The 23,806-nt window shown below is 39.4% G+C and carries 28 protein-coding genes; 22 read left to right on the top strand and 6 right to left on the bottom strand.

The window, feature by feature from the left end:
* Positions 1 to 70: 70 nt before the first annotated feature.
* Entirely contained in the window at positions 71 to 232 is a 162-nt protein-coding gene (locus J7E35_RS10010; protein ID WP_214779323.1) for a hypothetical protein, read from the bottom strand.
* A 245-nt stretch (positions 233 to 477) separates the two neighbouring features.
* On the opposite strand from J7E35_RS10010, the gene J7E35_RS10005 reads away from it, so the two are divergent.
* The 5 genes from J7E35_RS10005 (at position 478) to J7E35_RS09985 (ending at position 4,214) form a co-directional block, all read left to right on the top strand.
* On the top strand, positions 478 to 1,053 hold the full coding sequence (locus J7E35_RS10005; protein WP_214779321.1) for a glycerol-3-phosphate acyltransferase: 576 nt from the start codon (positions 478 to 480) through the stop codon (positions 1,051 to 1,053).
* A gap of 638 nt (positions 1,054 to 1,691) precedes the next feature.
* A complete protein-coding gene (locus tag J7E35_RS23690; RefSeq protein ID WP_214779389.1) occupies positions 1,692 to 1,763 on the top strand; it encodes a phage holin in 72 nt (23 codons plus the stop codon).
* Positions 1,764 to 1,845: 82 nt separating this feature from the next.
* Positions 1,846 to 2,031, top strand: a complete 186-nt coding sequence (locus J7E35_RS09995) for a hypothetical protein (RefSeq protein WP_214779319.1) — start codon at positions 1,846 to 1,848, stop codon at positions 2,029 to 2,031.
* Positions 2,032 to 2,410: 379 nt separating this feature from the next.
* Positions 2,411 to 3,409: an NAD(P)H-dependent flavin oxidoreductase gene (locus J7E35_RS09990; RefSeq protein ID WP_214779316.1), complete on the top strand. Its 999-nt coding sequence runs from the start codon at positions 2,411 to 2,413 to the stop codon at positions 3,407 to 3,409.
* A 238-nt stretch (positions 3,410 to 3,647) separates the two neighbouring features.
* Entirely contained in the window at positions 3,648 to 4,214 is a 567-nt protein-coding gene (locus J7E35_RS09985; protein WP_214779314.1) for an MEDS domain-containing protein, read from the top strand.
* A gap of 38 nt (positions 4,215 to 4,252) precedes the next feature.
* Here the strand turns inward: J7E35_RS09985 and J7E35_RS09980 are convergent, their stop codons facing one another.
* The gene (locus J7E35_RS09980; protein WP_214779312.1) at positions 4,253 to 5,227 is read right to left on the bottom strand and encodes a LacI family DNA-binding transcriptional regulator; all 975 of its coding nucleotides are present in this window, start codon (positions 5,225 to 5,227) and stop codon (positions 4,253 to 4,255) included.
* 87 nt (positions 5,228 to 5,314) lie between these two features.
* Here J7E35_RS09980 and J7E35_RS23470 point away from each other — a divergent pair, with 87 nt between their 5' ends.
* From J7E35_RS23470 to J7E35_RS09950, 7 genes are all read left to right on the top strand, one after another.
* Complete coding sequence (locus tag J7E35_RS23470; protein ID WP_285290316.1) at positions 5,315 to 5,440, top strand: hypothetical protein; 126 nt, start codon at positions 5,315 to 5,317, stop codon at positions 5,438 to 5,440.
* A 212-nt stretch (positions 5,441 to 5,652) separates the two neighbouring features.
* Positions 5,653 to 6,096 (top strand): aminotransferase yhxA, encoded by a 444-nt coding sequence (locus tag J7E35_RS09975; protein WP_214779310.1) that lies wholly within the window; start codon positions 5,653 to 5,655, stop codon positions 6,094 to 6,096.
* A gap of 15 nt (positions 6,097 to 6,111) precedes the next feature.
* Complete coding sequence (locus tag J7E35_RS09970; RefSeq protein ID WP_192471644.1) at positions 6,112 to 6,510, top strand: DUF350 domain-containing protein; 399 nt, start codon at positions 6,112 to 6,114, stop codon at positions 6,508 to 6,510.
* Positions 6,511 to 6,525: 15 nt separating this feature from the next.
* Complete coding sequence (locus J7E35_RS09965; protein WP_214779308.1) at positions 6,526 to 6,990, top strand: RNA helicase; 465 nt, start codon at positions 6,526 to 6,528, stop codon at positions 6,988 to 6,990.
* Positions 6,991 to 7,000: 10 nt separating this feature from the next.
* The gene (locus tag J7E35_RS09960; protein ID WP_214779306.1) at positions 7,001 to 8,230 is read left to right on the top strand and encodes a glutathionylspermidine synthase family protein; all 1,230 of its coding nucleotides are present in this window, start codon (positions 7,001 to 7,003) and stop codon (positions 8,228 to 8,230) included.
* Positions 8,231 to 8,249: 19 nt separating this feature from the next.
* Complete coding sequence (locus J7E35_RS09955) at positions 8,250 to 9,281, top strand: ion channel (RefSeq protein ID WP_214779305.1); 1,032 nt, start codon at positions 8,250 to 8,252, stop codon at positions 9,279 to 9,281.
* Between the two features lie 106 nt (positions 9,282 to 9,387).
* Positions 9,388 to 9,588 carry a cold-shock protein gene (locus J7E35_RS09950; protein ID WP_101641882.1) on the top strand — a complete coding sequence of 67 codons (201 nt, stop codon included), beginning with the start codon at positions 9,388 to 9,390 and terminating at the stop codon, positions 9,586 to 9,588.
* Between the two features lie 252 nt (positions 9,589 to 9,840).
* Here J7E35_RS09950 and J7E35_RS09945 read toward each other — a convergent pair whose 3' ends face one another.
* Positions 9,841 to 10,362 carry a MerR family transcriptional regulator gene (locus tag J7E35_RS09945; RefSeq protein ID WP_214779303.1) on the bottom strand — a complete coding sequence of 174 codons (522 nt, stop codon included), beginning with the start codon at positions 10,360 to 10,362 and terminating at the stop codon, positions 9,841 to 9,843.
* A 444-nt stretch (positions 10,363 to 10,806) separates the two neighbouring features.
* On the opposite strand from J7E35_RS09945, the gene J7E35_RS09940 reads away from it, so the two are divergent.
* The 5 genes from J7E35_RS09940 to J7E35_RS09920 all read left to right on the top strand — a co-directional run bounded on the left by J7E35_RS09940 (position 10,807) and on the right by J7E35_RS09920 (position 14,573).
* Complete coding sequence (locus J7E35_RS09940) at positions 10,807 to 11,391, top strand: YdcF family protein (RefSeq protein ID WP_214779300.1); 585 nt, start codon at positions 10,807 to 10,809, stop codon at positions 11,389 to 11,391.
* 63 nt (positions 11,392 to 11,454) lie between these two features.
* On the top strand, positions 11,455 to 12,129 hold the full coding sequence (locus J7E35_RS09935; RefSeq protein ID WP_214779298.1) for a hypothetical protein: 675 nt from the start codon (positions 11,455 to 11,457) through the stop codon (positions 12,127 to 12,129).
* A gap of 4 nt (positions 12,130 to 12,133) precedes the next feature.
* Positions 12,134 to 12,874 (top strand): hypothetical protein, encoded by a 741-nt coding sequence (locus tag J7E35_RS09930; protein ID WP_214779296.1) that lies wholly within the window; start codon positions 12,134 to 12,136, stop codon positions 12,872 to 12,874.
* A 215-nt stretch (positions 12,875 to 13,089) separates the two neighbouring features.
* Positions 13,090 to 14,010: a DUF1002 domain-containing protein gene (locus tag J7E35_RS09925; protein WP_214779387.1), complete on the top strand. Its 921-nt coding sequence runs from the start codon at positions 13,090 to 13,092 to the stop codon at positions 14,008 to 14,010.
* A gap of 65 nt (positions 14,011 to 14,075) precedes the next feature.
* Positions 14,076 to 14,573: a GNAT family N-acetyltransferase gene (locus J7E35_RS09920; protein ID WP_214779294.1), complete on the top strand. Its 498-nt coding sequence runs from the start codon at positions 14,076 to 14,078 to the stop codon at positions 14,571 to 14,573.
* Positions 14,574 to 14,703: 130 nt separating this feature from the next.
* Here J7E35_RS09920 and J7E35_RS09915 read toward each other — a convergent pair whose 3' ends face one another.
* Positions 14,704 to 15,267 carry a GNAT family N-acetyltransferase gene (locus J7E35_RS09915; protein ID WP_214779292.1) on the bottom strand — a complete coding sequence of 188 codons (564 nt, stop codon included), beginning with the start codon at positions 15,265 to 15,267 and terminating at the stop codon, positions 14,704 to 14,706.
* 368 nt (positions 15,268 to 15,635) lie between these two features.
* Here J7E35_RS09915 and J7E35_RS09910 point away from each other — a divergent pair, with 368 nt between their 5' ends.
* Together J7E35_RS09910 and J7E35_RS09905 are read left to right on the top strand one after the other, a co-directional pair.
* Complete coding sequence (locus J7E35_RS09910) at positions 15,636 to 16,106, top strand: GNAT family N-acetyltransferase (protein ID WP_214779290.1); 471 nt, start codon at positions 15,636 to 15,638, stop codon at positions 16,104 to 16,106.
* Between the two features lie 159 nt (positions 16,107 to 16,265).
* On the top strand, positions 16,266 to 16,775 hold the full coding sequence (locus tag J7E35_RS09905; RefSeq protein WP_214779289.1) for a hypothetical protein: 510 nt from the start codon (positions 16,266 to 16,268) through the stop codon (positions 16,773 to 16,775).
* 77 nt (positions 16,776 to 16,852) lie between these two features.
* Here the strand turns inward: J7E35_RS09905 and J7E35_RS09900 are convergent, their stop codons facing one another.
* On the bottom strand, positions 16,853 to 18,937 hold the full coding sequence (locus tag J7E35_RS09900; protein WP_251040864.1) for a peptidoglycan D,D-transpeptidase FtsI family protein: 2,085 nt from the start codon (positions 18,935 to 18,937) through the stop codon (positions 16,853 to 16,855).
* Positions 18,938 to 19,065: 128 nt separating this feature from the next.
* Positions 19,066 to 20,013 carry a VanW family protein gene (locus J7E35_RS09895; protein ID WP_214779383.1) on the bottom strand — a complete coding sequence of 316 codons (948 nt, stop codon included), beginning with the start codon at positions 20,011 to 20,013 and terminating at the stop codon, positions 19,066 to 19,068.
* Positions 20,014 to 20,435: 422 nt separating this feature from the next.
* On the opposite strand from J7E35_RS09895, the gene J7E35_RS09890 reads away from it, so the two are divergent.
* Genes J7E35_RS09890 through J7E35_RS09880 form a run of 3 tightly spaced genes read left to right on the top strand, consistent with a single transcriptional unit; the run spans position 20,436 to position 23,647 of the window.
* A complete protein-coding gene (locus tag J7E35_RS09890; RefSeq protein WP_214779287.1) occupies positions 20,436 to 20,834 on the top strand; it encodes a GntR family transcriptional regulator in 399 nt (132 codons plus the stop codon).
* Positions 20,818 to 21,717, top strand: coding sequence for an ABC transporter ATP-binding protein (locus tag J7E35_RS09885; RefSeq protein ID WP_214779285.1), 900 nt, complete (start codon positions 20,818 to 20,820; stop codon positions 21,715 to 21,717). Before J7E35_RS09890 ends, J7E35_RS09885 begins: the two co-directional genes overlap by 17 nt.
* Positions 21,692 to 23,647, top strand: coding sequence for a DUF6449 domain-containing protein (locus tag J7E35_RS09880; RefSeq protein ID WP_214779284.1), 1,956 nt, complete (start codon positions 21,692 to 21,694; stop codon positions 23,645 to 23,647). Before J7E35_RS09885 ends, J7E35_RS09880 begins: the two co-directional genes overlap by 26 nt.
* The last annotated feature ends 159 nt before the right edge of the window (positions 23,648 to 23,806 follow it).

The raw sequence follows: 23,806 nt of genomic DNA, 5'->3' as shown, positions 1-23,806 counted from the left end.
GCCACAAAGTGGTCTGCCTCTCTTTTAAAATCTAAAATGTATAAAATTCAACTTCGATAATTGTCCAGCTTCAGCGCCTAGCCACTCGAGTCGCTTGTCTAGTGTCGCCTCCTAGAAACTCCGAAACTTCAACTCCGCCGGCAGGGTCGGAGTCTCCAGTTTCTGCGTTTCTAAGCAGTCGGCTATACTTTTCGAGTTCGGCCCTGCCAATGAAGTCAAAGAACGACTTCACTGTCAGGCCCTCCGAGGCACACGGTGTGCTAGACCCTCCAGCCGCAGGATAAGGAAAGCTTCGAAGCGAATCATCGCACGACCGAAAGCGGTAGCTTTTGGGAGGACGTGGCGTCATAGGAGGGCAGCGCTTGTCGGGGCTTAACGAGGCGCTTGCGCTTTTTGTTCTGGGATTTTAGTTGAAGGAATTTATTGGCTTTTTAACGAATAAACTCTACTAATATTATTAGGACAGGTTGTGTCGCCATGGTTATTTTTAGTTACCTTTTAATTTCATATCTTGTTGGCAGCTTGATGGCTGGCTATTTCGTTGTTAGGTTCCTTGGGAGAAAGGATATAAGAGTTGAAGGCAGCGGTAACGTTGGGGCGAGGAATGCAGGCCGGGTACATGGAAAGCTATCATTTATTTTGACTTTTCTTGGTGATGCGCTAAAAGGGGTATTAGTAATCATTCTTGGTGAATATTTAAAACTGCCGCCTGAATTAACAATAACTGGACTGGGATTTGCAATACTTGGCCATGTTAAGCCAATTACTTTAAAATTTAAAGGTGGAATGGGGATTTCTACATTTATAGGAGGCATGCTCGCCTTCGAACCGTTAACAGCCTTGGTTATTATTTCGGGTTTTCTTTTACTTTATCCCTTTTTAAAGAGTTTTACATTTGCAGGACTGGGTTCCTTTGTTTTAATTCCTGTATTTTTTTATTTCCTGGCAATCCATCAACTTGCCATTTTAGTTTCAGCCATACTCGTAATGATCATAATATTCATTCACCGTGAAGATATTTCCGAAAGATTAGATAAAAAAAGGAAAAATTAATACGAGAGGGACAAAGCAGAAGACCAATTCCAGCTGCGAGTAATTTAATTAAATAGAAAGGAAAAGTTGGAAGGAGTGGTGGATTTTTTTGATTGGAGTGTCAGTTTCAGAAATACTCCTGGGCTAATGTTTTAATCTTATTAATACCCATTGCATTTCGGTTTGAAAAAGTTATGGAAGGCAGCTTTCTTTACACTATTACTTGATGGTAAAACAGCCCTTGACCTCGCAAATCTTGGCAAGTAGTAAAACATGAAGATGCACATCTACCAGGTTTTTAATGATATGATGGAGTGATTTTTCCAGTTATCATTTTTACTCACAAAAAAATGTTTTTATTGCTTGAATTTTCCTGTCCAAATAACTCTGTTTTTTTCCTTAATATGGTTGACGGCATGATTATGGTTGGTTTTCGGGCAATTCCGCTCTTTTTTCGGGAGATTATTCCGCTTGATTGGGAGATTGCGCTGGAAGATCGGGTAATTATCGGTGCTCATTAAGAGAATAATGTTTCTAGTAACCTTTTTCTTCAAAAATCGGATGCTTTTTTACTCGATTATATACATTGAATAAGCAATTAATGATTAACAGCAATAATATTGGTGAACGGAGTATTCATGATTCCTGCCTAGCTAGGAATCATCCAAGACCCAACCACTAAAGGATGCAGAGACAATAAAAGGGCAATGCAATACAAGCACCCAAACTGAAACCAGTTTATGTTTAGGATTCGCACATTTTGAGGTAAAGAATTGAATAGGATATTGTATCCATTTGAAAGGAGCCTGAAATATGTGGAACTGGATTTGGCTCTTGCTGCTGCCAATCGTTGTTTTGCTGCTGATAGAAGAAGGAAGTCAATTTATTTGGAGATGGTATTTAAAAAACCCGAAGAAGGGAAACAATGCCATTTTAAACCGGATTCATAACAGCTTTAAAAAACTTCAGCAGAAATATCGCAAGGATCCTTCGCATTGATGTGGGGATTCTTTTTTAAGCTTCTTTTCGTTAACTTTATTGCTTGCTCAAACAGAATGTACGTGAATGAACAGGAACAATCAAGGCGAAAACAGCCTGTTTTTAAAATCGTAAAGATTGTTGTTAAAATCCTAAAGCCGATTTTAAGGTAATGTGCCATTTTGCAGGTCGGTATTTAGTTTGCATGCTCTTTTATCACAAAAGAGGTAACTTTGCGAATAACAATAGGCCATTCAATCCTATTTTGTAGTCAATAGCAACAAAGTTTGAGAAAAGAGCATTTTAAAAAGAATAAATTTTGATCAAGATTGAAAAAAGCTGTAAGTTAAACTATGATATAGGTATTCAGAAAATTTAGAAATGTAGAAGGGGTGATACAATGAGTAAAGTTATTCCGGAAAACTGGTGGGACCAACTCTCTGTTCCTGCAATAGCTGCCCCAATGTTCCTTGTTTCAGGTCCTGATTTGGTTAGTTCCTGCTGCAAAAACGGAGTAATTGGGTCATTTCCAGCTCCGAATGCCAGACCAATTGAAGTTCTTGACGAATGGATGGGAAGGTTGAATGCCGATTTAGCAGAAGCGAAAAAACAAGAGCCAGAACGGAAAGTGGCACCTTGGGCTATGAATATGGTAGTACATAGTACATACAGCAGGCTTGAAGAAGAGCTTGCTTTGATAAAAAGGCATAAACCTCAGTTGGTTATCACGTCACTTGGCAGTCCTAAGAAAGTAGTAGATATTGTCCATGAATATGGAGGCCTTGTTTTCTCTGATGTCAGTGATGTGAAGTTCGCGAAGAAAGCCGCAGAGACAGGGGTTGACGGTCTGATTTTGGTCGCGAATGGAGCAGGTGGCCATGCTGGGGAACTGAATAGCTTCGCTTTTGTGGATTCTGTACGAACGTTCTGGGATGGGATCATTGTTCTGGCAGGCTCAATCACCACTGGAAAAGCGGTACTTGCTGCCCAGGCAGCAGGTGCAGACCTTGCTTATATGGGGACAAGATTCATAGTGGCACAAGAGAGTATGGCGAATGATGAATATCGTCAAATGGTGGTCGATGCAACACAAGAAGACCTTATTCTCACCGATGCTTTCTCAGGTGTCAAAGCGAATATGCTGAAGCCAAGTATTGTTAGGGCCGGGCTTGACCCAGAAACTCTCAAGAAAAAGGATACTGTTAATTTTGATACGATGCAGAGAGAGACAAATGCTAAAGCCTGGAAGGACATTTGGTCAGCAGGGCAGGGAGTTGGAGCCATTGAAAAGATCCAGTCCGCATCGGAAATTATTAGCCAGTTAGAAACAGAATACAAAGAAGCTTTAAGTGATTTGAACACTAAAGCCAGTAAACTAAAGACTTTCGTTATGGACTAACTAAGTTCACTCACCGGACATTTAACGTTCGGTGAGTTTTTTGCAGGCCCCATGGTATAATATTCTTGTGAAAGTGATAGGATATTTAATTCCTGATTTAAATATATATTACAGGGCTCGATTGAATCATAAACAAGTTTAATCGATTAATAACAAGAAATATGTTAATATTAAGGGTATATTTCGAATATGCGAATTCATTGTTTGTTTCCCTTGAATTCAGGAGGAGACTGATACAATGCAAAAACAAATCGAGGATTTGCTCCAAAGTGTGAAAGAAACTGGTGCCCATATTTTTTATACATTCGAAAATGAAGAGAAATATGTTGATAATTTGATAGTATATATTACGGCGGCTATCGGAATCGGCAACCACATCATGATCATAGAAAATGACCGGATTATGCCTGAAATCCAGAAGAGAATCCAGGCCGAGTTTGGAGAGGAACAACAGGAAATGATTCACACAATCAATAATTATGACTTCTATTGCTATCGCGGCAATTTCCATAAAGAAACAATTTTAAGTTATTTAGAAAATATGATTGCGCCTTTTTTACAAAATAATATTCCTATTCAGACTTGGGCCCATGTTGAATGGCGAGACCAAAAGGAAATCTTCCAGAATCTTGGGGAATACGAAAAAGAAGCGGACTTAATGCTTCAGGCCACAAATTTAATCACCATTTGTGGGTACGACTCAAAGAGGGTCCCTGATTCATTAAAAGAGACTTTGCTGGTTTGCCACGATTATTATATGACAGACGATACCGTTGAGCAGATCAATCGTAAAAGCAGAATATAGTATCAAGTAACCTGCCAAAGATGGCAGGTTTTTTGGTTCTAAACTGATTGTCGCTGAATTAATTTAAATGGCAGAGTGACCTTCTTGGCATATGTATCAACGCCAGTTCGCTTGATAAATGCATTAAAGGCAGCTGTACCTAATTGTTTAGTGGGTATGTCTATTGTTGTTATTCCCAAAATTTCAGATATTGGATGGTTATCAAAGCTCAATACAGCTACATCCCCAGGTACATCAAGGCCTTGTTTTATGGCTTCCGTGATAATTCCGGCTGCCACTTGATCATTACCGACTAGAAAGGCAGTTGGCTTTTCTTTCATTTTTAGAAATTGATTCACCACTTTTTTTCCATCCTGAATAAGTAAACAGTTACCAATAATCCACTCTCCATGAACTTTCTGGCCAATCATCTTCATCTTTTCCTCATATGCCTGCTGTCGCTTCTTGCTATTTGTTCCTTCAAGTCTTCCAAGACAGATGGCGATCCTCTCATGTCCATTGGAAAGTAAATGTTCCAATCCAAGGTTGAATGCAGCAACATGCTGGATTGATATCGAAGGAAACTCCTCTAAATCAGAATCCTCACATAACACAATCGGTCCTGTATCTTTATACTTCATAAGTGAATCAAACGGAATAGCACGTGAAGCAATAATAACTCCATCAATAAGGTGGCCTCGAAGTTGTTCTAATGCTTCAAATTCCTTTTCAAGATTATAGCCTGTCTGGAAGATAACCAGCTGGATACTATGCTTTATCGCTTCTTCGGCAATTCCTTCCAGGAGTTCAGAAAAATATGGGTGATTGATCGTTGGCAGTACGACTCCAACCATATTTGTCTTTCCTCGGGACAGATGGACAGCGTTAATATTTGGACTGTAATCCAGTTCCTTTATGGTTTTCAATACTGCTTCCCGTTTATCCGGGGTGACATATGGATGGTTATTCAGCACGCGTGACACTGTGGAAACCGACACTCCTGCCAGTCGGGCAATTTCTCTGATATTAGCCATTTAAAAACCTCGCAAAGATTATTCTTGACCTGAAACGCGTTCCATAAATTATTGTATATGCAAACATATTACAAAGGAGTTGTCATTATGGTTGCAGGAATTATTATGTTAGCAGGCTTATGCCTATTTGAAATTATTTTAGCAAAAATCGCATTAGGAAACGCGGAAATAAAGGAATTTAATTTCGAGGAATTTTTTTATGGGAAAGATTGATTGTTAACAGGAAAAAAGTGAACCCTGATCATTTACACTTTAATCGTGCAGCGCAGGAAGGAAGTGCCATAGTAATTTAAGAATTCAGCATCACTGCAAGAGGAAAGTGTTACAATAAAAGGAAGGTTGTTATCTGGAAAGTAAGAAGAAATTTGAAACTTTTTCCCAGGTCTTCCGTAAATATTTACGTCAATAAGAAAGAGGTGAAATAAATGGGCAAAACAAAAAAGGTTATCGCGAGTATATCTGCTACGGCTTTGATGGTGGGGCTCGCGGGTTGCAATAACAACCCACAGGCCATTCCGGACCGGGGTTGGGAACCGGATGTATCCGGCGATGAAGGGCAGGATTGGAATTCTGAACAGGACGAAGATATTCCTCCCGTACCAGAAGGGACCGATTGTTCAGACTGGGAATGGGACAATGAAGATGGTGTCTGGGAATGTGATGATAACAACTCTCCATATTTTGGACATTACTTTTTCGCTGGTATGTTCTTTGCGAACCGATCATTACTCTATAAGAGCAATGATTATATGAAGTACAAGAACAGTACTTCATTCAAAGGAGCAAGACTGGACAGTAATTATAAAAATACTTCGCCAAAGGGCAGTTCAGGATTCGGCAGCGGGTCAAGAAGCACTACTGGCGGTTAAGGGAGAGAAACAAAGATGAATTTATATTTGAATTTTGCCGCTTATTTAGGACTTGGATTGCTTTTGCTAACGGCAGGTGTCGGCTTATTCGTGCTGGCTACTCCAAAAATTAAGGAGTTTGAACTGATTGGCAAAAGAAATATAACAGCTGCTCTTTCACTTGGAGGGAAAATGCTAGGACTTGCCATTGTGCTTGGTGCAGCTGCTGAATATTCGATCTCCCTCCTCGATATGGCGATTTGGGGCTCCATAGGAATTTTTACGCAGATCATTGTATTCTTTGTCGCTGAGGTTGTCACGGTTAGATATAGTCTCCAAAAAGCGATTGAAGAAGATAACCGTTCGGTGGGTGTCATTCTCTTCACACTTTCCCTTGCAGTAGGCTGGATTGTCGCGAAAAGTCTGTCGTATTAGGAGGGCAATGCATCCATGAAAAAGCTAACCTACTTCATTCATGATGGAAAAGACAACTATGAACCATTATACGAATATACGATCCCGAATGTCGGGATAGATGAGTTTTATGCCCGCCAGCTTTGTACTTATTTTATTATTAAAGGAACCCAGTATGAACTGTTATCCAATGAGATGGTTGGGGATGAAGAGATACTCGTTCTTGAGGACCGGGGCATGAACAATTATGTCCTTGATGAGAAAAGTTATCGGGGAATGGGGATCCACGTGGAATTCCGCAGGTACAAAGAAAGTGAGAACTATAAGTTGCTTTCAGCTGTTCCTTGCAGAACTCACCTTGATGTAATCCGCTATTTAATAAAGGATATTGTTGATATTCCTGGCTTTGGCCAGATGGCTGTTACCTCTACCGAAGTGGATGAAGATCGGGGAGTTTACGTTCTGTATGTGAAAGCCATTGGTGAAAACGACATGGAATAGGAGGCATTCCATGAAAAACTATAAAACAAAGAGAGAACATTTTTATCGTGGAATCAAGAATTTTTGGCCAGATTTGTATGGTGAAGAATATGCATTGTATGATATTTCGACCATTGATGGGCGGGAAGCAGAAGCAATCAGGATCTGTACAAATAGGATCGGTAAAATATTTTTCAAAGTTAGTGAGCTCCTTAGAAATGTTCATCCGGATACCTTAAGGGAACTTGGGTATCCGGAAGAAACCCTCGATTTTATACGGCTCAGGACGTTAAATATTGAAAGCGTAATTGCAAGGCTTGATCTGATTAAAACTGAAAATACATATAAGTGCATCGAGATAAATGCTGATACTCCAACATTCATTAAGGAATTATTTAATGTAAATGGTTCTGTAGCTGCTCAATTTGGTCTTGGGAACCCTAATGAGGGAATGGAAGATCTGCTGGCCAGAGCTGTCAGGTCTGCTGTCGCTTCATCAGCCAAATGGCTGGAGGAGACAGAGCCATATGTGGTTTTCACCGCGCATGAAGACAATATTGAAGACCGAAATACAGTCTTATATTTGCAGGATTTATATGGCCTGCCTTCCAGGTTCATTTCACTAGATAAATTAAAGATTATACCAGAGACTGGGCTCTATGATGAAACGGGGCGCAAGATTGACATCCTATATCGTCAGACATTCCCGGTAGAAAGCCTTATCAGGGATGAAGACAAATCAGGAAATAAAATCGGTTTATGGCTGCTTGAGCTGGTAAAAACAAAGAAATTAGCGATGATCAATCCTCCATCTGCCTTCTTATTGCAGAATAAAGCCGTACAGGCGGTCATATGGGGATTACACGAAAATAAGGATCCCTTTTTCACAACCGAAGAGCATCAGTGGATTGAGGAATATTTCCTGCCAACATATTTGGAAGCAGAGCGATTTTACAACGCAAAGTTATCTTTTGTTAAAAAGCCGATTTTCGGGAGAGAAGGAGACACAGTACAGATTTACAGCTCGACTGGTAACCTGATAATGGAAGAAGAACACAGGAACTACCAGGATGTACCATCCATTTTTCAGCAGTATATCGAAATGCCTTCAACTACTTATTTTTCGGAAAAAGGGGAGAAACAAGGTCATATACTGACCGGAAGCTTTCTTGTTTACGGAAAACCTTCCGCACTCGGTTACCGTGTCGGAGGAGAAATTACAAACAACCTTTCTTGCTTTTTACCAGTGGGATTGGCTTAAAAGAAAGGGGGTCCATCCAATGTGGATTTTACAAAGGTTGTTTACGAAATTGCTGAAAATCAGCCTTTTGAAACTCACCTTGATCGTACTTGGTGTGATTTTATTAAGCAGCTTGATAATTAAAACACTAGAACCCGATACTTTCCCAAGATACCTCGATGCTGTTTGGTGGACAATGACAACGGTAGTTACGGTTGGTTACGGTGATTACTCACCCAGCAGCGATTTAGGCAGGATTTTTACTATGGTACTGCTTTATACAGTCGGGATTGGGGCAATGGGTATTATCATCGGAAAAATCTTTGATAGCTTGACTTTATATAAAAGAATGAAGGAGGAAGGGAAGTTGACCTATAAAGGAAAGGACCACTATATTTTGATCGGTTCCTCCAGGGATAAACTGAAGAATGTCGTTGAGGAAATCCTGAACTCCAATCAAAAGTGTGATATAGTCATTGTCGATCATAGCAATGAGTCGCCAGTGCAGCATGACCGCGTTCATTTTGTCAGTGGAAATCCTGCAGAAGAAGAAATACTCATGCAGGCAAACATCCTGAAGTCCAAGTCTGTAGCAGTCTTTACGGATGATCGTATTGAACTTCCTGAATATGCTGATGGAAAAACACTTCTCATTGCATCAAGGGTGGAGCATATCTCGAAACAATCCAATAAAAATATTTATACGATTGCAGAAATCATGAAGGAAAAGCATATTGCCTTGTTCGAACATGCCAACATTGATGAATTTATTTTATCCAACGAATCCGTATCTAAATTGATGGCTCAGGCGGCAATCTATCCTGGATCGAGCAAATTGTTTAAACAGCTGCTCAGCAATATGGAGGGGGAAAATCTCTACAAAATTGATAAGAAGCCGCATTGGACCAACTACAAACAAGCGGCAATGGAGCTCTTTGACATGGGTGCAACACTCATTTCAGACGGACAGGCGCTTGATATTGCCAGGAAACATAATGAACAAATTCCCGAAGGTACACAGATGTTTGTCATATGCGATGAGGATACATATAAAAAAATTGCCGGAAGCTAAATGTTTGATAAAAATATTCTTTTTTAAGTTTAAAATGCTTTGGAAAGGATATAATAATTACGCAAGGTTAAATTGCAATTTTCTTAATCGCTAGGAGGCAACAATTGTGGAACGTGGTAAGGTAAAATGGTTTAACAGCGAAAAAGGCTTTGGATTCATCGAACGTGAAGGCGGGGAAGATGTATTTGTACACTTCTCAGCGATCCAGGGCGAAGGTTACAAATCTTTAGATGAAGGACAAGAAGTTACATTTGATGTTGAACAAGGCCAGCGTGGCCCTCAAGCGACAAACGTACAGAAAGTCTAACTAAGGATATCTAAAACAGACTCAGATTTGCTGGGTCTGTTTTTTCTTTGGATTCTCCAGAAACTGTATTAATCAATGAAAAAGGATCGTTTATTATTGGCTTTTACAAATGCGGTACTTGTGGTGAATTCAGGACATTGGATTAATAATCGTAAAATACCCAGTAGCCAGTATAAGCTTCTGATTGTGAAATCAACGAAGTTTACGAAAAGAGCCTTCGCAAAAAAAAGAACACATCCCTGATGTGCCAAATTAAAATCCAAAAAAGGAACTGATTATATTTCGCTTTCTTAATTTCCTTAAGGAAGAAATAGGTGTTAAAGATGGTTGTTTCTCCTCCTTGGCCAAGTGTTCCTGCTGTGCTGCGGCTTCTTCCGTGCCTGAAATCACTTCTTTCAGCCTGGCTACCTCATTTTGCAGTTCCTCAATTTCCCTGCGATGCTGAAGAATTTGATAAGATACTACTTCATCTGCCTTCCTGTCCAGCCTGCTTTCAAATTCCTCCATGCGCTTCAGCAGCTTATCCACTGAGAAATCCCGCTTCACAGCTGGTACAACCGCTTTTCTGTGTTTTTTTCCTTTTATTTTCAAATCCTGCAAAAGAACCCCTTTATTAAGCTGTTCCTTGATGTCTTTTAAGATCTCGATGCTTTCCTCAGAAAATTGATAATGACCTAACTCCGTTCGCTCCATTTGAAGATTTGCCTGCTTCACCCAGCGTTGAATTGTGCTCGGTGAAACCCCCAGCAGCTTTGCGACTGCACTAGTATTCATCTTGATCCCTCCTCATTATAATAGGCTCTTTTCTGAAACTTTGTTGCTATTGACTACAAAAATAGGATTGAAATATCTAAGTTTTTTCACAAAATTAACGCTTATTATGAGAAAAGAGCTTGAAAAACTTAGTACCGAAATACAAAATGGCTTTTATCAGGTTAAAATCGGCTTTAGGATTTTAACACCGATCTTTACAATAACAGCCTTTTAATAAAATTTCGCTTTTTCTTTATCTTTTCCTTTCCTGGTGACAAAACTAGTTGGCTTTCGGCAAAGAAAGTGAAGAAACACTACCATATTTTCTTCTTGGGAAAAGGACCGTGAATTTATTCGGATTAACAGTCGATTTTTGATGTTTTTTATCCTTTTTTAATAAAATTGCAAACCTTCTATGGTAAACGATGGTAATATTAGATTAGCAATTTGAAGGGTGGGAAATTCATGAAAAAAAAAGCATTGTTAAAAAAGCTTGTGGCAGCATGCCTTCTCATTTCAGTATTCTATGTAGGTTTCCTGCATTATAAAATAGTTGAAAACGCTAAAATGGATGTGCCAGAGAATGCAGATTATATGATCATTCTGGGAGCACGTGTGAAAGGAACTGTTCCATCCCTGGCATTGCAATACAGAATTGACCATGCAGCAATGTATCTAAAAGACAACCCCGATACTATTGCAATAGCCTCTGGCGGCAAAGGACCAGGGGAGGATATATCTGAAGCCGAATCAATAAAAAGGGAACTGATCGGGCATGGAATTGAAGAATCCAGAGTGCTGTTGGAAGATAGATCGACTGACACATATGAAAATATCCGATTTTCAAAAGAAATCATACCCGAAGGAGCAGAAGCCGGCTTAGTAGTGACAAATGATTTCCATATTTACCGAGCAAAGATGATTGCAGACAATGAAGAATTGACCTTACATGGTTTACCTGCAAAGACGCCAATTCAGGCAGTAATCAAGTCATATACAAGGGAATATTTAGCGTTGACGAAATATTTTATCATCAGTCTATTCAATTAAGAATAAGAAATAAAAGAAAATGAGGTGGTACATATGCACGCTCCGGGTGTTGTTTTGAATTTATTGGCTTGGGGTGCAATTTTTATTCTGGCAAGGCGGATTTATAGGAAGCAGGATGTAAAACCAATAATATGGAAACTGGCAGTTGTTCTTTTTGTTGGCTTATTCTCTTTCTCTATTAACCTGCCATACATGGACCAGCAAATAAAACTAGCCATTCTTCCTCTTGGTGTTTGGATTTTATATGGGATTTATTCGCGGAAAAATGAGGGCATAAGCTGGGATCAGTATCGTAAATATGCCTGGTTAGGTTTCTTGGCCAATTTTATCTTTTTGGCAGTTTCGCTAATCAATCCTCTAATCCATTCGGCTATATTCCCTGCAAATGAAATATCAACCTATCTTTCAGATCTCAACAAAGCTAAGGTCATTAAAACGCACCCCTCTGCTGGAAGCAAGGTATTGGACAGGGACTCTTTTCTTGATCAATTAGACAGTTTCAAAGAAGAGGCTGTATATAGTGAAAAATGGTACTACGATGCCTTTGAGTCTGCAGGTGAGCTTTCTAAAGCTGAAGAAAGGTTTCCATATCAGCTGGCAGGAATCACAGCAAAATGGGGCAGCGGTATCGAACCAATGCTATTTATAGAACAAGATGGAAAAGGGATTCTGGTTTCTACTGGCCAAAAGCAAGTATACTTTCGTGCAGAAAAATCTTTGCTGAAGAAGGGGGAGTAACTTCATGCGCAAAAAGGTGCTCGTGCCGCTTTTGCTTATCCTGATGTTAATGGTTGCTGGCGGGGTTTTTTATTGGTATTATCTAGCGTCTCCAGGAACCCTTCCGGATCAGGAGAAAATAAAGGCAACCTTGAATGACCCTTATAATAGAGTTGGAATTGCGGAAATACAGGACAGGATTTTTCTTGATGACAAGCATGTGTATATTCCTTTCATTACTGAAGAGGAAGGTCATGGTATAAGCTTTTGGGAGTGGAAAAAGCATGAGTGGCAATTATCAAGCTTTTCTACCGGGAGCATGCCGCAAATCTGGAAGATTGATACTGATGACCCGGCATCACACTATATTATGTGGAATTTTCATCCGGAGAATAATTTGGATTATTTGACGTTATATTTGATAAAAGAACGCGGGTTTTCTGTCAGTGAAGGGAAGCATCATTATGATCCCGGTATACAAATGGGTTTCAGGGCAGAGGTTGGAGAGAAGTCATATGGCTATACTTCTATTCCTGAAGATTGGCAAAAGTATATGGAAGCAGAAAATAAACTGATGGCATCAATGATACCGGATTCTTTATTTGCTGATTTTTTTCCGCCAGCTCAATATTACTTTGGCTGGCAATCGACAACAACTGAAGGTATCACTGAGTCCCCTTCTTACCCTAACATGAATGGGTTTGGCAGTGGTGGTTCATCAACAGAGAATCTTAGATTTTTAAATGAAAATGATATATTTCAGTAAGGCAAAATGCTTGTGTGGAAATTGAAGTGAAACGAAATTCCCTGTTCCTTTTCAGGAGCTATTCTTTTTTATGAAACTTTCTTGCGAAAATATTCGTATTAATAAGGGAGCCTTTGAAAAAAGAGCTGAAATGAGCGGGGTCATTTTTCAGGTTCTAAATGGTGTAAGCAGGGTAAATATGTAGGTGAAATAAGCAGAAGAAGGAGAAACATATGATGAAAGTTAAACACTTGATAAAAATCTCGCTAGTACTGAGCCTATTTGTTATCTTACTGGGGAATGCTGCTGTTCCTGCATTTGCTTCCAATGACAATGACGAGGATGTCATTAACGAGAAATACGGTCCTCCCATTGTTGTGTATGGGGAAGCACTTTCTGATCAGCAAAAAGATGAGGTCAGGAAGCTGTTGGGAGTCAAAGATTCTTCAAAGGTTAAGGAAATCGTCGTAACAGGAAAAGATCTTGTAACCTATATAAACGGAGATGAACATTCGAATATGTATTCATCTGCCAAAATTACCAGGAAGGATACTGGAGAGGGACTGGTTATCAACCAGGTCACTCCTGAGAATATTACTGAAGTTACTGACGAGATGTATGCCAATGCGTTGTTGACTGCTGGGATTGAGGACGCTATTGTAGATGTCGCTTCACCGGTCAAGGTTACTGGCCACTCGGCTCTAGTGGGAATCTATAAGGCATATGATGAGGGTGAAGGAACTGCCTTGGATAAGGATCGAACCGAAGTTGCGAACCAGGAATTGAACCTGGCGACAAAACTGGCAAAAAAAGAGGGGCTTGATCAAGATAAAGTGAGCGAGCTCCTGACAGAAATCAAAAAAGAGATTGCTGCTCAAAACCCGGCAACAAAAGAAGAAATCGAGAAGATTATTGATGAAAAGCTAAAATCCCTTGAGATACAGCTTAGCCCTGAAGACAGACAGCTTCTAGTTGACTTGTTCAATAAGATGCGGGACTTGAATATCAATTTTGATAATGTTAAAACTCAGTTGGAAAATCTTTCAACTGATATCCAAAAGAGAATCGAGGAAGCAGTTGGAGACAAAGGGTTCCTGGAATCAGTCTCTAACTTCTTTAAAGAGTTAATTGATAGCATTAAGAGCATCTTTTCTTAAAACAGAGGACTGCCCTCTGTTTTTTTGAATAGAGTATAGATATTGAGTGAAGTGAGGAGATCTAATTGATAATACGACAAGCGGAAGGTCGAGATACAGAGAGTTTTGCCACTCTCATTCGAGAGGTTGAAAATACTACGAATTTTATGCTTTTTGGGCCTGGTGAAAGGAAATTCAATCCTGAAGCTCAAAGGAAGATGATAAAGGTTTTTACGGCTGAAAAAAACTCGAATATTTTCCTGGCTGAATCTGAAAACGAACTCGCAGGTTATTTAATTGCAAAAGGAGGGAGTGCAAGCCGAAATAAGCATACAGCTTATCTTGTTATTGGAATAAAGGAAGATTTCCGCGGTGCCGGGATTGGCACAAAGCTCTTTGAAGAGCTTTTTAGCTGGGGGAAAGAAGCTGGAATTCGCAGGCTGGAATTAACAGTGATGTCAGAGAACAGGGCAGGAATCACTTTATACAAAAAGATGGGCTTTGAAGTTGAAGGAGTGAAGCAAGATTCATTGCTTGTCGATGGCCAATATAAAGATGAGTTCTATATGGCTAGAATTCTGTGATACAGTAATCTGGGGTGACAGTTAAGAGACATAATAAAAAGGCTGAATAAGCTTGGGGTACCAAGCCATTTTAGCCTTTTTTTGAAATGATTTAAGTTTTTTATCCAGTGAAGTTACTTACACATTCAATTCATGAATGTTGCTGGGCTTCCCACTCTTCCCTTAATAATCCCATTTTTATTGAATCATAGTATTTCCCGTTATAAAGCCGGCATTTTCTGATTCTAGCCTCTTCAACCATTCCCAGTTTTTTGCCGACCGTAAGCATCCTTGAATTGCCGGACCAGGTTGTAAATCCGATTCTTGGAATAGGGAAGGTTTCAAAAAGGTGTGCAATCCATATTTTTAATGCATCTGTCCCATAGCCGCCATTCCAATATTCTGGAAGATAAATGACTATTCCGATTTCCAGCCATTGTGAAGATTCATGTTCCCAATAATATGTCACCATTCCGATGATTTCGTCGTCTACCTTAATAAGGTACTTTCTGTCATATCCCTGATGGATAAGGTTCGTCATTTGTTCTTTAAACTTATCAAGGCTTATCCGCCTAAGAGGATAGTAGGGTGCATCCCATTTTTTCCATTCAGGATGCTCATCATTGTGGATCAGACCCCACCATGTGTCTAAATCTTGATTTTTAATCTTGGACAATATGACCTGTTCGCCTGATAATATTTCTGGTGTCTGCATTTTTTCCGTACCTCCTTAATAGATATGAGGCTAGACACTTATGCTTTACTAATTCTCTTTCATTCTAGTATTTCCTGCGACAGATTAAAAATACAAAAAATGTTCTAAATCACAGAAAAAGAGACGCTGCAATCAGCGTCTCTTAGTTAGTTGCCTCGTCATCTATAAATGCATTTTCATTAACTGCGAAGAAATTGAGTCCAGCGGCGATTGCGAAAGCTCCTCCAAGTAATGCGAATGTAGTGATCATTATGAATCGCTCCTGTCATTAGTTGTTTTTTGTTTTGTTACTACTAATATTCCCGCAGAGGAATCTAGTAAACATATTATTACGAAAAAATGACAAAATAGTTAATGGAGGAAAAGTCTTGAATTTATATAGCAGAGAAATGACGAAAGAGCTTGCAATGGATATTCTAAGCTGGCATTATGACCCGCCGTATGATTTTTATAACAATGAGGTTAACAATGATGCTATATATGAATTACTTAATGAGGGATATACCGCGGTAGAAGACGAAGAAGGGAATTTAATCGGGTTTTATTGCAGTGGCCATTCTGCCCAGGTTCCTAAGGGAAGAATGCTTGGTGCATATACTGAGCCGGCAATTGACGTTGGAATTGGAATACACCCTAAGTTAACAGGAAAGGGGAATGGTTATTTATTTTTATCATTTGTATTAAATGAGCTGGCGGCATTAGGCTCACATGCGATTTTCAGGCTTACTGTTGCTGGGTTTAATAAAAGGGCAATTAAGCTATATGAAAAAGTGGGTTTTAGAGATAAGTATCATTTCAAAACGGATATTACCGAATTCATTATCATGGTAAAGTGGTGAAAAAGTAATTCGTTATTGCGTTTTAGCAAGTGGGGACTTTTTCATAAAGTGGACCATAAATTATTTGAGTTTGTTAAATAATCCTTTTATAATGAAAAAGCTGTGTGAAATTCTGGTTTCACATTTAGCGATATATATAGATTGAAGGGGAGTATAAGTATGAAGAAGTTTTTGGTTTTACTTTTAGCGATTACATTCGCAATTGGGCTGACTGCATGTTCAGCTGAAAAAGAAGAAGCAAAACCTGAAAAGAAAGAAACAGAAGAGGCTGCTGAGCCAGCTGCTAATCCTAAGAGTGTTATGTACAAATTCTACATGAACCTTGTGAGCTCTATCAACGAGGCTGATGCTGAACTTAATGCATATGAAGGAGAAGAAGATTCCAAGGCTCAAGCTGAATTGAAAGCAGCAGCAAGTGAATCAGCAGCTGCAGTTGCTGCTAAAGTTGAAGGCCTGGAAGTACCTGCAGAATTAGAAGATCAAAAAGCGGATCTTGAAGCTGCACTTTCAGATATTGCAGAATCATACAAGTTAAAAGCAGAAGAGCTAAAGAAAGATGCTCCAGCTCTTGATACTGCCGATGAAAAATTCGCACAAGGTGAAGAAAAGATTGGCGCTGCATTTGAAAGCCTTGATATGAACAGGCCTTCTCTTGCGAAAGAATTGTAAATGAAATAATTGGGAAATTAGCTGAAAGCTGTGCCATATTGGCACAGCTTTTCTTTGTCCTGCGAGAGGAGCCTTAATTATTCATCAGTATCATCAGCATGTTCTTTCGCTCCATTTTTCATGCTAAAGTATGCATCCATCACAGCACGGCCGATTTTTTTATTGGCTCCGTGGTCAACATTGCCCTGGTAGGCCCATGGTACGATTACAGCCATGGCGATTTCGGGCTTGTCGGATGGTGCATAGCCAACAAGGCTAAGATTCATTGTTTGAATCAGCTGCTCACCTTTTACCCGGTATTGGCCATCGTAGAACGCCTCAGCAGTTCCGGTTTTCCCAGCGGGCGAGTAAGTTGCTGTGCTGAAGTACCTATATGCCGTACCGCCGGGCTCCTGCATAACTTTTTTGAAACCGGTATGGACACGTTCAAGCCACTGATCCTTTATGTCAATATTGTTGAGTACATTTGGAGGAAAAGATTTATAGATTGGACCGAGCTCTTCGCCATTATTTGAAGGCTCCCGGATTTCCTTTACGATCCTTGGCTGCATACGGTAGCCTCCATTGGCTATCGTAGAGATATACTGGACAAGCTGCATATTTGAATACGTATCATATTGCCCAATCACTAAATCGAGTACTTTACCAACTGGATAATTTCCCCCTTTTGCCCCGGTTTGTTCATTTGGCAGGTCAATGCCTGTCCGGATGCCAAGGCCGAAAGTGGCGAAGGAATTGCGGATCGTATCCCAAACTTTCGGGTCTAGATTCAATGATTGCTGATATCGATAGACACCATTTCCAATCCGTATGGCTGTGTGGAACATAAAGACATTGGATGATAACTTCAATGCCTCAATATCATTAGGGGTCCCTAAATAGGTATATGATTTTTTAATCGGAGTACCTTTTATATCAAGTGCTCTATCATCAAATCTGGTAGATGAATTGATTGCACCTGCTTTATAGCCTGTCAAAACAGTCGCACCCTTTACTACAGAACCAACGTTAAAGGTTTTGGATATGTTGCCCAGAGCATCATCTTCGAGGAATACTTCTTTTGTCTTTTTATCTTTTACGATTCTCTTCCCTGCCATTGTCAATATTTCACCCGTATTTGGGTTCATCAATACAACATAAGCGCTATCAAGTAATCCTGTCCCTGGAGAACTTTTTGCTGCCCAGAGTTCCTTCTCGATGATTTCCTCTACAGCAAGCTGAAGATCCATATCGATGCTAAGTACTAAATCTTTTCCACGCTGGCCTTCTGAAACTAATTCCTTTTCCAAAAGCTCACCGGATTTATCAGTCACATTCACAACTTTTTCTTTTTTACCTTGAAGTACATCCTCATATTCCAGTTCGAGATAGCTTTTTCCTACACGATCATTTCTTGTATAGCCCCGTGACATGAAATAATCGAGTCTCTCAGCCGGTAGACCTTCACTGCTGGTTGTAATCCTGCCTAGTACAGGCTTGAAGGTGTCTTCATACTTATATTCCCGGTCCCAGTCTGTGGCAGCATTGACGCCAGGAAGCAATGCCAGATTTTCATTTACCACAGCAAATTCTTTCCGTGTGACATCCTTGTTTTTGATGATTTGCGGAACAAATTTATAGCCGCTGTTCATGATGCTGAAAATGGCCAGTTCTTCTATATCCTGCTTAGTTAGCTGACTAAGGTGCTTATCTGTAATTCTTTTAATTTGGAGCTTATATAAATCTTTATTTTTTAGCTTTTTATTTTTAAAAAGCTCCATTTCTTTCGCTTTTATTAGTTTTTTTGCCTCTTCGGGAAACTTGATCATCCAGAAATCCTTCATGTCTCTTTCCCGGACTTTGTCTGTATCTTTGTCTATGATTCGGGCCAACTTTGCGGCCACCTCGAGCATTTCCTTCTGGGAATCTCCATCATTCGTATAAGTAATTGCATTCAGAGGCTTATTATCGACAATAACCTTATGGTTTCTGTCAATCATTTTTCCTCGCGGGACAGGGTTATTGACTGTCACATCTTCTTTCCGGTTAATTTCGCGTTTATAATCTTCGCCATGGACAATTTGCACGATTCCGAGGCGGAGGACCAGCAATGAAAAGAGAATAAAGACTGAAAAAAACAAAATATTAACCCGGACAGGTGTTGTATTCTTTTTTTTAGGCAAGTTATCTCACATCCTATGAAAGTATCATAACCATCTATTACCAATAGTGTACGTAAAGATTCACATCATTGTAAAGGTTTTCCTGTAAAATAAAAGGAATCCTTAGTTTGCAAGGATTCCTTAGAAAATCAAAATGCTTTTTCGGGTATGGTGATATTGCTGTCTGTACTCGGGATGTTTCGTTTTTCTATATTGATTTCATCAGATGAGTAAATCATCACAACCATTTTTCCAGGATATGTTTTTGCCCTGATGAGAATGGGCTGTTTGTATTTGTTTTTAAATGTAAAATCCGGACCATACCAACTGACTGTCGCGTCCCTGCCTGGAGGAACGTAGGGAACCTGTTTGCTATGGGAGTATCGCTCAAGGATTTTCATACCAGAACGGTCAGCAGCATTAAAAAGGGTGGATGATACCTGGCAAATACCTCCGCCAATTCCCTCTGAAAGCTCTCCTCTGACAATGATGGGTGCAGGCTGATAGCCGCGTGAGGCGGTACGTTTGCCGACAACCTTATTGAAGGAGAAGGTTTCACCGGGAAAAACGACATGGTTATTGATTGCTTCTGCGGCAAGGCTAATGTTATGCGTACGTTGTTTGTTTCTGCTATTGAAATAGGTTATATAATGGCCAATTAGATTTGTTCGAATATTGGCGATGATCTCACTGTCAACCTTGGGATAAACAGGTAAAGTAGGAACTTGGATTCTGGTATGATCGTCCTCAAAAAAACTTGCCGTGAATTCTTTCTTGAACTTTTTCTCATCAAGAATATATCCTACATCTTCAGGTATGATTTTACCGTAATCATCCAAACCTGCGTTTGTTGGTTCTTTCATGATCTGGAGAGACAGCTGTTTATTTAATGTTTCCAGCATCGTATGGTTAAGAATTGGATATCCAAACCATGGAATCGAAAAGTCTGACCGCTGAACTTCTACAATTGATTCCCCATTCCAAACTAAATCTATTTCATCATGATGATCTGCTGTACTGCTCGAAAGAATAAGTCCAATTGCCAGTAACCATTTCAACTTCTTCACCTCCCGTTTTATTATGGTTAAGCTGGTCATGTTTAATGTATTTTGGATTTGATGGTGTTTATTGGAAAGGTTTTCGGGTTGAGTTGTCGAATAGTAACTATGTTTGGGTAGGAATAGTGTTAATTGGTTTTCAGACAATGTAAGAAGGATTTTAAGAAAATTACCACATTATAAGAGGGGAAAAGTATGGATTTGTACTTATAAATTAGCACTCTAGTTCAATCTAGGGTGCTTTTTTATTGGTTTTTTTATTAAAAAACTGTTATTTGATTTTGTTTTTGTGTAAAATTACACTAAATAGATAAATTATCCATAAGTGCCATATGGAAATCGATTCTTAATTTTCCTTAAGAAATTATTAAGAATTTACCCCCTATTATTTTGGAATAACCTGTCATATAATTAAACTGTATTAATAATAATAGTACACTTAGTACAGATAGGGGGTCATTATGTTTGAGCTTGACCTGAGGAGCCGAAAACCGATATACGAACAGCTGGTAGATAAGATGAAAGAGCTGATCATAAATGAAGTGCTCAAACCTGATGAACAATTGCCTTCCGTGCGTCAGATGGCACAGCAATTGACAATAAACCCAAATACAATTCAAAAGGCATACAGGGAGCTCGAGGTACAGGGATTCATTTATTCCTTAAAGGGCAAAGGGAGCTTTGTCAATCCTATGGATCCTGACAAAGATGCTGATAAAATTCTGCAAGTGAAGCAGGATCTTGAGAAGATGCTGCAGGAGGCATTGTATCTGGGCATTCCTGCAGCAGATTTGCATGAGATGATTAGAAGCTTTGATGGTTCGAAAGGGGGAAGCGGGCAAGATGATTCAAATGATTGAGATAAATAAAACATTTGAAAAACATGAGGCTGTAAAAAACGTCAATATGTCGATAAAAAAAGGCTCAATATATGGGCTGATTGGATCCAATGGCGCAGGGAAGACAACCATCATTAAATTGCTGGCTGGAATATACAAACAAGACTCTGGAAAGGTGCTTTTGGATGGCTCGCAGATTTTTGAAAACCAGGTTTTAAAAGAGAAAATCTTTTACATATCCGACCAGCCATATTTCTTTCCGCAGTACACAGTCAAGCAGATGGCTAAGTTTTATAAAAGCATTTACCAGTCCTGGAATGAAGATAGATTCTTAAAATTAGCCGAAGTGTTCGGTTTCAGCATGAACAAAAAATTACACACTTTTTCAAAGGGCATTCAAAGACAGGCTGCATTCTGGCTTGCCTTATCTACGATGCCAGAGGTTTTGATCCTTGATGAGCCTATGGATGGATTGGATCCTGTGGCCAGGAAGAAAGTAAAGAACCTCTTGATACAGGATGTCGCCGACAGGGAGATGACGATTTTGATATCCTCGCATAACTTGCGGGAAATTGAAGATATTTGCGACCATATTGGAATTTTGCATCATGGATCACTCCTACTGGAAAAAGATCTTGATGATCTCAAATCTGATATACATAAGGTCCAGGTAGCTTATAGAGGAGAAACACCAAAACATTTGGAAAATCAACTGACAATGCTCCACTGCGAAAGAAGGGGGAGTGTCATGGTATGCATCATAAGGGGGAAAGAGGAAGAAATCGAGAAGGTTATCAATGAGACCGAGCCCGTTATTTTTGATATCCTACCATTGACATTAGAAGAAATTTTTATATATGAGATGGGGGATATCGGCTATGCAATCAAAAATATCATTGTTTAACAAAGAAATGATCCTCCAGGTCGGAAGAAACATTGGCTGGATTTCTGTCATTTACTTCCTTGTTTTATTTTTTGCTATCCCATTAAGGATTTTGATGCTTTATTCTGGTGAGAACTACCGTGATTTCATGCCGGTGCAAAGATTGTTTGATTTCAATTTTTCAATACAGTTCATTATGTTCATTACAGTACCAGTTATTATGACAATCTTTCTTTATCGTTTCCTGCACGTCAAGCAGGCAGCTGATTTAATTCATAGTTTGCCACTGAAACGGCAGCATATCTTTCACTTTTATACACTAACAGGCTTTGTGTTTCAAATTATCCCAGTCATTTTGATTGCGATGATTACTGCCATTATACACAGTGCATATGACTTGAATCTTTATTTTCAGCTTGAGGATATCTTCCGGTGGACAGGTATCGTCATTCTGTTTAATGCTGTATTTTACCTGTCAGGAGTATTTATAGCAATGGTGACCGGAATCTCTGTGGTCCAGGGGGTCCTGACATACATCATGCTCCTGTTTCCGGCTGGGTTCACTCTGCTGGTCATTTATAATCTTGGATTAATGCTGTATGGGTTTCCTAGTGATTATTATCAGATCAGGAATATAGAATATCTTTCACCTATTTCCCATTTGACTATTTTAGAGGGCCAGGCAATATCTGCAAAAGCAGTCCTCTTGTATATAGTGTTTGTGTTGATCTCATATGTGCTGTCCCTGCTAATCTATAAAAAAAGGAAAATAGAAGCAGCTTCGGAAGCAATTGCTTTTAGAGCATTAAAGGTTGTTTTTAAATACGGTGTGGCTTTCTGCACGATGCTTCTGGGCGGCATGTATTTCGATGCAATGCAGAATAAATTTGCCTGGCTGATATTTGGATACGCAGCCGGCGGGATCATCGGATACTTCGCTGCCGAAATGCTTCTTCAGAAAACATGGAGGGTTTTTGGAAGGGTTAAAGGTCTTGGATCCTTTGCGGTTACGATGGCGGTCTTGATCTTGATAACTCAAGCGTTTGCTCCATATGAAAAAAAGGTGCCTGAACTGGATGAAATCAAAAGTGTTACTTACGCGAACCAAGTTTATATGGATCCGAATGATCGATTTGCTCCTAAACCTCTATCCCAGCAAGAAAATATTGAGGCAGTCCGAAAGTTCCATGAAAGTATCATTAAGAATGAAAAAACGAATGAAATAAGAATGGAATCCCAGGAATTTGCTCTCTTTATCTATGAATTGAAAAATGGAGATAAACTGGTTCGTCAGTACACAATCGATCGATTCGATTATGTACCGCAAATGAAGAAAATTTTTGAATCACTTGAGTATAAGCATGCACACCAGCCTATTTTTAAAGTGAATACCGAGGAAATTACCTCCATTAGAATAAACAAACACATAACCGAAAGCCCGTTGACGATAAACGATGAGGAGAAAATTAACCAGGCTATTGAAATACTGAAAAAGGAAATTGAGCGAGAACCTTTTTCCGTTGATTTTTATTCAAAAGGGAATACATCATCAATTGAAATTATGTCAGGTATAAACGATTACGACCATATTGAATTAAAGCATTCATATAAAAGCTTCATCACATGGCTGGAGGAAAACGACATGCTGAAAGAAGCGATTGTGACTCCTGATGATATAGACTATATTGTCGTAACAAATGATTCAATAGAACAGGAACAATTCAAAGAATACCCTGAAGAAGAAATAATTAATCGTATTATGAACGATAAAAATACCCTTAAACTGATTGAACATGACCAAGTGCTTTCAGCGATTGAGAATGCTGGCTATGGCTGGTTTAATGAAGCACCGTACACCGCTATTTTCGTATACAAAACAGGGAATCACAAAGAGATTCGAACATTTAGCGATAAAGATGTACCACCGTTCATCAAGGAGCATTTTAAGTAAGGCTCTTTTCGTAAACTTTGCTGCTTACACACCTGTATTAAAAAAAACGGCTTCTGGGTTTTTATGAATCGTTTGCCTATCCGATTCTGCACCACCTTCGAAAAGAGTCTCGAAACCTTTCACAATGCGGGTTAGTGGATGTGTACGAAGAGCAACAAT

Origin of the sequence: Bacillus sp. ISL-45, assembly GCF_018613195.1 — a bacterium.
Taxonomy (GTDB): domain Bacteria; phylum Bacillota; class Bacilli; order Bacillales; family Cytobacillaceae; genus Mesobacillus.
The sequence above is the reverse complement of the archived record's forward strand: the minus strand, read 5'-3'. Positions and strand labels throughout refer to the sequence as shown.